Source organism: Ruegeria sp. CDSB086 (assembly GCF_059611065.1).
The window spans coordinates 366735-374513 of the sequence record NZ_JBXWOV010000006.1 but is presented as its reverse complement, the minus strand read 5'-3'; the positions used below and the strand labels follow the sequence as shown (position 1 = coordinate 374513).

At 57.9% G+C, this 7779-nt stretch carries 9 protein-coding genes; 7 read left to right on the top strand and 2 right to left on the bottom strand.

Annotation, left to right across the window (positions count from 1 at the left end; translation table 11 throughout):
• A partial coding sequence (locus AC2FIO_RS14960) for a hypothetical protein (protein WP_282153203.1) occupies window positions 1-194 on the top strand: 194 nt, incomplete at its 5' end.
• Here AC2FIO_RS14960 and AC2FIO_RS14955 read toward each other — a convergent pair.
• Together AC2FIO_RS14955 and AC2FIO_RS14950 are read right to left on the bottom strand one after the other, a co-directional pair.
• Window positions 191-784 carry a hypothetical protein gene (locus AC2FIO_RS14955; RefSeq protein WP_058273249.1) on the bottom strand — a complete coding sequence of 198 codons (594 nt, stop codon included), beginning with the start codon at window positions 782-784 and terminating at the stop codon, window positions 191-193. The two genes, AC2FIO_RS14960 and AC2FIO_RS14955, sit on opposite strands and share 4 nt — an antisense overlap.
• Before the next feature lie 97 nt (window positions 785-881).
• The gene (locus tag AC2FIO_RS14950; RefSeq protein WP_496698588.1) at window positions 882-3230 is read right to left on the bottom strand and encodes a DNA topoisomerase IV subunit A; all 2349 of its coding nucleotides are present in this window, start codon (window positions 3228-3230) and stop codon (window positions 882-884) included.
• Between the two features lie 202 nt (window positions 3231-3432).
• Between AC2FIO_RS14950 and AC2FIO_RS14945 the strand changes: the two genes are divergently transcribed.
• From AC2FIO_RS14945 to AC2FIO_RS14920, 6 genes are all read left to right on the top strand, one after another.
• Complete coding sequence (locus tag AC2FIO_RS14945) at window positions 3433-4044, top strand: SH3 domain-containing protein (RefSeq protein WP_496698586.1); 612 nt, start codon at window positions 3433-3435, stop codon at window positions 4042-4044.
• A 69-nt stretch (window positions 4045-4113) separates the two neighbouring features.
• Entirely contained in the window at window positions 4114-4941 is an 828-nt protein-coding gene (locus AC2FIO_RS14940; RefSeq protein ID WP_113791295.1) for an SDR family NAD(P)-dependent oxidoreductase, read from the top strand.
• Between the two features lie 80 nt (window positions 4942-5021).
• A complete protein-coding gene (locus tag AC2FIO_RS14935) occupies window positions 5022-5225 on the top strand; it encodes a twin transmembrane helix small protein (protein WP_058273252.1) in 204 nt (67 codons plus the stop codon).
• Entirely contained in the window at window positions 5226-5798 is a 573-nt protein-coding gene (locus AC2FIO_RS14930; RefSeq protein ID WP_496698583.1) for a cob(I)yrinic acid a,c-diamide adenosyltransferase, read from the top strand. It begins immediately after the preceding gene.
• A gap of 264 nt (window positions 5799-6062) precedes the next feature.
• A complete protein-coding gene (locus tag AC2FIO_RS14925) occupies window positions 6063-6821 on the top strand; it encodes an electron transfer flavoprotein subunit beta/FixA family protein (protein WP_058278923.1) in 759 nt (252 codons plus the stop codon).
• The gene (locus tag AC2FIO_RS14920) at window positions 6821-7750 is read left to right on the top strand and encodes an electron transfer flavoprotein subunit alpha/FixB family protein (protein ID WP_058273255.1); all 930 of its coding nucleotides are present in this window, start codon (window positions 6821-6823) and stop codon (window positions 7748-7750) included. The genes AC2FIO_RS14925 and AC2FIO_RS14920 overlap by 1 nt, the downstream gene beginning before the upstream one ends.
• The last annotated feature ends 29 nt before the right edge of the window (window positions 7751-7779 follow it).

The window sequence follows — 7779 nt, the reverse complement described above, 5'->3', positions numbered from 1 at the left end:
GTCTTGCCGTGGTCAACGTGGCCAATCGTGCCGATGTTGACGTGCGGCTTATTACGCTCAAACTTTTCCTTTGCCATTCCTCAGGCGCCCTTTTGCGATTGGGGGGACCCGTGGTCCCGTGGTTACATCTGCGCGCGCGAGATATTTGGTTCAAAGGGGAAAATCAAGCACATCCTGCGTTAAAAGCTGGTTAAGACGCCGGATTTTGGGTGACCTCGACGGATTCCAACGGCTGGATCAGGTCGGGACGCTTGTCGAACCAGCCGTTGTCCTTGTGTTCCTCGGCCAGCCATTCCTCGACACGATCGGCAACCTTGAGCGCTAATCCGTCCATTTGCTCTTCTCTGGTGCGGGTATGTCCAGATCCCGTAAGAGCGCTTTCACCGGTCGTGTCTTCAAGAACCTGGAACTGTTTGCCTTTGGCCAGAAACTCTTTTTTGCGCACGTCGTAAACATTCACCAGAACGATTGCCGTGCTTTTGGGATTGTAGATCACCGGTACACCCGGAGGGGCCAGCATAAACCCCTCAAGACTGATTCCTATGTCGTATTCCTGGGCACCCTCATACCGGCCAAGCCGAATATTCACGGCGTTCTGAATGGCGTCTTCCCACTCTTTAGGTGTCGCTTCCCGCGACACCGGCCCCTTCCGGGCCTTTTCAGCAAAGGCATAATTGACGCGCAATTTGAATTCGCCCAGCGACTCAGGCTCTTCGTAAACCTGTGTCTGCGTGCACGCACCCATCAGGGCCAGTCCGGTAATCAGGGTCAAAGCTCGCAACATGTTCTCGTCTCGATATGCCTGTTTTTCTTTGATCTAGCGCAACGATACGGCTTGTGCCAAGCCGTATCGGCAGAATTCCACTTGCAAGCGCGCTTGCTCACGAAAATTTATAGTCGCGCGGGAAGCCGTAGGGTGCCTTTTTGCCAACGCTGGCCCGTTTGGCCAGCCACTGTGACATGTCCGCCTCGTGCCGGGTCTTGTCACCGCCCATGGACCACCTCAGCCCCTCTTCCCAGTTGAAGGTCGTGATGTCGGACAGGCCACCATCCAGTTCCAGTGTCCCCTGCCGGCCGCGCGCCATATTGTATTTTTGCAGGCGTACGCCCTTACCGCGCCCCATTTCGGGCAGCTCTTCCACTGGGAACACCAAGAACTTGCCGTTCTGCGACACAACCGCGACGTGATCGCCCGAAACGGGCTTACAGATCATCGCCGTCTCATCGGCTTTGACGTTCAGCACCTGCTTACCGTTGCGGGTCTGGGCCAACACGTCATCTTCGGGCACCATGAACCCGTTGCCCGCGTCTGACGCCACCAACAGCTTGCGCCCTGGTTTGTGGATCAGGATGTCGATGATCTGCGCCTCGTTCGGCAGGTCGACCATCAGGCGCAGCGGTTCGCCCATACCGCGCCCGCCCGGCAGATTGGCGGCGCTGAGCGTGTAGAATCGTCCGTTCGAGGCAAACACCAACAAGCGGTCAGTCGTCTCAGCGTGGAATATGAAACGCGGGCCGTCGCCGTCCTTGAACTTTAACTCGCGCTTAAGGTCGATGTGACCGGTCATAGCGCGAATCCAGCCCATCTGAGAGCAGACAACCGTGATCGGTTCTTTGTCGATCATTGCCTCAAGCGGCACTTCTTCGACCTGCCCGGCTTCGGCGAATTGGGTTCGGCGCGCGCCACCTTCATGGTCTTTGCCAAAGGTCTTCTTGGTCTCTTTCAACTGCTCGGCGATTTTGGCCCATTGCAGGGCCGGGTCGGCCAGCAGGTCTTCGAGATTGGCGCGTTCCAACATCAATGCGTCACGTTCGCGGACCAGTTCCATCTCTTCCAGACGGCGCAAGCTGCGCAGGCGCATGTTGAGGATCGCATCGACCTGAACCTCGGACAATTCGCCCTCGCCCGGCTTGGGCGAGACATAGTCGGCCTCGCTGGTGGCGCGGATATGGTCGATGCCCCAATCCTCACGCATCAACGCGGCTTTGGGGTCGTCGTCGTAGCGGATGATGTCGATCACACGATCCAGGTTCAGGAAAGCGACGATAAAGCCTTCCAACACCTCCAACCTGTGGTCGATCTTCGCCATACGGTGACGCGAACGGCGCAGCAGCACCTCTTGCCGGTGATCAAGGAAAGCGCGCAGCACTTCCTTCATCGAGCAGACCTTGGGCGTCACCCCGTCGATCAGCACGTTCATGTTCAGGCTGAATCGCACCTCAAGGTCCGAGCTGCGGTAGAGCATGCCCATCAAAACCTCAGGGTCCACGTTCTTGGAGCGCGGTTCGAGAATCAGGCGGATGTCATCTGCGGATTCGTCGCGTACGTCGGCAAGGATCGGGATTTTCTTGGTCTGGATCAGTTCCGCGATCTTTTCGATCAGTTTGGATTTCTGAACTTGATAAGGGATCTCGGTGACAATGATCTGCCACTGGCCGCGGCCCAGATCTTCGACCTCGTATTTGCACCGCAGACGGAAAGATCCACGCCCGGTTCGATAAGCCTGCGCAATATTCTCTGGGGGCTCGACGATAATGCCACCGGTCGGGAAGTCCGGACCCGGCACATAGTTCAGCAACGTATCATCGCGGGCATCCGGCACCTTGATCAGATGCAGACAGGCATCACACAGCTCGGCAATATTGTGCGGCGGGATGTTCGTTGCCATGCCCACCGCGATTCCGCTGGACCCATTGGCCAGCAGGTTCGGAAACTGCGCCGGCAGTACGACCGGCTCGGACAGAGTGCCATCATAGTTGTCGCGGAAATCGACGGCGTCTTCGTTCAGCCCCTCAAGCAACGCTTCGGCCACGATGGTCATCCGCGCCTCTGTGTAACGTGAGGCCGCCGGGTTATCACCGTCGATATTGCCAAAGTTACCCTGCCCGTCGACCAGCGGGTAGCGAACGTTGAAATCCTGCGCCAGACGCGCCATCGCATCGTAGATCGCGGCATCGCCATGCGGGTGATAGTTACCCATCACGTCGCCGGAAATCTTCGCGGATTTACGGAACCCGCCCGTTGCGCTGAGTCGAAGCTCGCGCATCGCATAGAGGATTCGCCTGTGCACAGGCTTCAGCCCATCGCGCGCATCGGGCAATGCCCGGTGCATGATGGTGGACAGCGCATAGGTCAGATAGCGTTCGCCAATCGCGCGGCGCAGCGGTTCAGCTATCTCGCCCCCATTGTCGGGGGCCTCCATATTGGGGTCGTCTATCGTATCGTTCATATATGATGTGATACGCCGCAAGCGCGCGCTGGTAAAGCAATCAGCTTAGATTTTGCTGAGGACAAGTCGCGCTTTTTGCAACAGGGGGAGACAAGTCCCGGAATTCCCCCGGTTTTCGACTCGGACCGCGAAATATGGTAGGCTGTCTTCATTAGACTGCTGCCAATTTCTTGTACCTAACGATTGACCTGGGGGATGCGCCATGACGCGCCTTATTATTTTGACTTTCACCGCACTTGGCTGGTGTTTTTACGTTATGAGCGGCGGACCAGATTTCGAACCGCGCGGCTTGCGGAGCGATCAACCCGTGCGCGTTGCTTCTGTACCCCAACCTGCGGAGGTAGCACCCACCCGGGTAGAAGAACTTGTGACCAGTGTGGCCGTACGGGCTCCGACCGTGCGTGCTCAACCCCAACCTGAACCCGAAGAGATCGTGCAAATCGTGGCCGAACCAGCCAGCCTTCAGTCTCTGTCCGGCATCTCGGTGTTCGATGATCAGAGCGCAAACATCACGCTTGCTTCGCTGGAAGATGGCGTGGCGGGATTGCGTCAGACCGATAATGCGCCCCTGCCGGAAACATCAGAGGCCGCGGCGATTCCCGAACCTGAAAAAGACATCCGCGAAATCTCGGGAACGCGGGTGAACATGCGCGATGGGCCTGGCACCATATACCCAATTGTCGGCAAAGCGGCCATCGGACAAAAGGTCGAAGTACTGAGCGATTCCGGAACCGGCTGGCTGCGCCTGCGCGTGTTGCCCGCGCAACAGGTCGGTTGGATTTCCGCCTCACTGGTTCGAAAAATTCAAAACTGACGCTGCACCGTCATTGTCCTGACCCACACCTCGCAATAGCTTTGGCCTGAATTGAAGGTCAGGAAGATCATGCAAAAAACCATTCTTATCACCGGCTGCTCATCCGGCATCGGTCTGGACGCGGCACACGGTATGCGTGCGCGCGGCTGGCGTGTCTTTGCGTCCTGCCGCCAGCAGCGTGATTGCGACCGGCTGCGCGCGCAAGGCTTTGAAAGCCCGCGCATCGACTATACCGACGCCGCAAGTATCGCCTCGGGCCTGACCGAAGTGCTTGAGGCCACCGGAGGCACGCTGGATGCGCTGTTCAACAACGGAGCGCACGGCTTGCCCGGCGCAGTTGAAGATCTGCCGACCGAAGGACTCCGCGTGATATTCGAGGCCAACTTCTTTGGTTGGCATGAACTCACCCGACTGGTGATTCCGGTCATGCGCGCGCAGGGGCACGGGCGAATCGTTCAGAATTCGTCGGTTCTGGGCCTGGTGGCCTTCCCATGGCGCGGCGCATATGTCGCCACAAAGTATGCCATTGAAGGCCTTACCGACACGCTGCGTCTGGAACTTGCCGGAACGAATATCAAGGCCATCCTGATCGAACCCGGCCCAATCACGTCGAAAATCCGCGAGAATTCGATCCCCTTCTTCGAGCGTTTCATCAACTGGGAGAACTCCGCCCTGCGCGAAAAGTACGAGGCTTCGCTGTTGAAAAGACTGTACGAATCCTCAGGCCCGGACCGTTTCGAACTGCCCGCATCAGCGGTGACCGACAAGCTAGCCCATGCGGTTGAATCAAAGAGACCGCGCGCGCGCTACTATGTCACCACGCCAACCTATATCGCCGGTTATCTGCGCCGCCTTTTGCCCACCCGCACCATCGACCGCATTCTGTCGGACGTCTGAGGCGAAATTACCCGTTCGCTTTTCATGTACATGAGGCTAGATGATAGCCAAACGAAACAAGAAACGCGGACGGTGTGCTTATGGACCTTTTGATGGTCATTTTGCTGTTGGCCATGGCGGCGGTTGTCGTCGTTCTGGCGATCGGCATCTCCAATTTCGGCAAAAGCGGCAAAGCTGCTGCGATGAAAAGCAACAAGATGATGCGTCTTCGCATCCTGTTCCAGTTCATTGCTGTGGTGCTGATCGTGCTCTACGTCTACCTGCGCGGACAAGGAGCTCAATAAATGGTCGTTCTGAACAAGATTTACACCCGCACCGGCGATGATGGAAAAACTGCCCTGGGCAACGGCGAACGTGTCGCCAAGTATTCTGGTCGCGTAGCCGCGTATGGGACCGTTGACGAACTGAACGCATTTGTTGGCGTTGCTCGGATCGAGGCGGAAGGCGACGTCGATGCCGCCCTGGCGCGTATTCAAAACGACCTATTCGATCTGGGCGCAGATTTCTGTCGCCCCGACATGGAAAAAGACGCCGAGGCGGACTACCCGCCCCTACGCATCGTTGCATCTCAGATTGATCGGTTGGAAGCCGAGATTGACGTGATGAACGAAACGCTAGAGCCGCTGCGCAGCTTCATCTTGCCCGGCGGGTCGCGTTTGGCAGCGAATCTGCATGTTTGCAGAACCGTATCCCGCCGCGCCGAGCGTCTGGCGGTCGAGCTGACCAACATGGAGCCCGTGAACGCATTCGCGGTAAAATACCTCAATCGTCTGAGTGACTGGTTTTTTGTTGCCGCCCGCTGCGCCAACGAAAACGGCACTGCGGACGTTTTGTGGGTTCCGGGCGCAAACCGCTGAAGGCGGCGCGGGATCCGGCGGATCCTGCAGCGACCAACAAAGCAAAACCCCAGCCAAACGGGTGGGGCCTAAAGCTCTGGCACCGGCCACCAAAGCAATAAAATTTCACGCCGTTGCGTCAAAATACATGAAACGCGACGTCTCAAGTTCATGACGTGACGATTTTGCCCTGTTGCAGCGTGAACTGAGACGCTATTCAGTCCCCCGAGAGCATTGGTGGAGTCGCTTCGCGGCTTACCGTTTTTTGTGAGGAGCAAGCGCAAAATGAAGGTACTCGTGCCTGTCAAACGCGTGATTGACTATAATGTGAAAGTTCGCGTGAAAGCGGACGGTAGCGGTGTTGATCTCGCCAATGTCAAAATGTCGATGAACCCGTTCGACGAAATCGCTGTGGAAGAAGCGATTCGCCTGAAAGAAGCAGGCAAGGCTGACGAAATCGTTGCGGTTTCGATTGGCGTCAAGCAATCGCAGGAAACCCTGCGCACCGCACTGGCCATGGGCGCTGACCGCGCCATTCTGGTTGTTGCCGCCGATGACGTCCATCAAGACATCGAACCGCTGGCCGTTGCCAAGATCCTGGCCAAAGTGGTCGAGGAAGAGCAACCCGGCATCGTTTTGGCTGGTAAGCAAGCGATCGACAACGACATGAACGCTACCGGTCAGATGCTGTCGGCCCTGCTGGGCTGGTCGCAAGGCACCTTCGCGTCCGAGCTGGACATCGAAGGCGACAGCGCCAAGATCACCCGTGAAGTAGACGGCGGCCTGCAGACCATCAGCGTCAAGATGCCGACCATCGTCACTGTTGACCTGCGCTTGAACGAGCCGCGCTATGCGTCTCTGCCGAACATCATGAAGGCGAAGAAAAAGCCGCTGGACGAGAAAACCGCCGCCGATTACGGCGTCGACGTCACACCGCGTTTGGAAGTTGTCAAAACCGAAGAGCCGCCGGCACGTGCTGCTGGTATCGTCGTCGGCTCGGTTGATGAGCTGGTCGAGAAACTCAAAGAAGCGGGGGCTGTGTAATGGCTGTTCTTCTTCTCGCAGAAGTCAACAACGGCGAACTGGCGATGGATGCCACCGCCAAAGCTGTCACGGCCGCAAAGGCACTGGGTGACATCACCGTTTTGGCCGCGGGCGGTTCTGCCGCTGCTGCCGGTGAAGCCGCCGCCAAGATCGACGGTGTGTCCAAGGTACTGGTTGCTGAAGACGCGTCGCTGGGTCACCGCCTGGCTGAATCGACCGCGGCGCTGATCGTGGGTCTGGCTGATGGCTATGAGCACATCGTTGCCCCAGCGACCACCGACGCCAAGAACGTGATGCCGCGCGTTGCAGCCCTGCTGGACGCGATGGTGATCTCGGATGCATCCGGCGTGGTTGACGGCTCGACTTTTGAGCGTCCGATCTATGCGGGCAACGCGATCCAGACCGTGAAGTCACACGATGCCAAGAAAGTCGTCACCTTCCGTACCGCGTCCTTTGACGCGGCTGGCGAAGGCGGCTCGGCTGCGGTTGAGACCATCTCGGTCGGTGACAACCCAGGTCTGTCGTCATGGGTCGAGGACAAGGTTGCCGCGAGCGACCGTCCGGAACTGACCTCGGCTGGCGTTGTTGTCTCGGGCGGCCGTGGTGTCGGCTCGGAAGAGGACTTCAAACTGATCGAAGGTCTTGCTGACAAGCTGGGCGCCGCTGTTGGCGCATCGCGCGCCGCCGTGGATTCGGGCTATGCACCGAACGACTGGCAGGTCGGTCAGACCGGTAAGGTTGTTGCACCCGACCTGTATGTCGCGATCGGCATTTCGGGCGCGATTCAGCACCTGGCTGGTATGAAAGACTCGAAAGTCATCGTTGCGATCAACAAGGACGAAGAAGCGCCGATCTTCCAGGTTGCGGATTTTGGGCTGGTTGCAGATCTGTTCCAGGCCGTACCCGAACTGACCGAGAAACTCGGTTAACCGCTGGATTAGCTTTTTCATCGCGAAAT

Excerpts from the sequence above, each read along its gene's own strand:
- AC2FIO_RS14955 (WP_058273249.1), bottom strand. The coding sequence starts at position 784 with ATGTTGCGAGCTTTGACCCTGATTACCGGACTGGCCCTGATGGGTGCG.
- AC2FIO_RS14950 (WP_496698588.1), bottom strand. The coding sequence starts at position 3,230 with ATGAACGATACGATAGACGACCCCAATATGGAGGCCCCCGACAATGGG.
- AC2FIO_RS14945 (WP_496698586.1), top strand. The coding sequence starts at position 3,433 with ATGACGCGCCTTATTATTTTGACTTTCACCGCACTTGGCTGGTGTTTT.
- AC2FIO_RS14940 (WP_113791295.1), top strand. The coding sequence starts at position 4,114 with ATGCAAAAAACCATTCTTATCACCGGCTGCTCATCCGGCATCGGTCTG.
- AC2FIO_RS14935 (WP_058273252.1), top strand. The coding sequence starts at position 5,022 with ATGGACCTTTTGATGGTCATTTTGCTGTTGGCCATGGCGGCGGTTGTC.
- AC2FIO_RS14930 (WP_496698583.1), top strand. The coding sequence starts at position 5,226 with ATGGTCGTTCTGAACAAGATTTACACCCGCACCGGCGATGATGGAAAA.
- AC2FIO_RS14925 (WP_058278923.1), top strand. The coding sequence starts at position 6,063 with ATGAAGGTACTCGTGCCTGTCAAACGCGTGATTGACTATAATGTGAAA.
- AC2FIO_RS14920 (WP_058273255.1), top strand. The coding sequence starts at position 6,821 with ATGGCTGTTCTTCTTCTCGCAGAAGTCAACAACGGCGAACTGGCGATG.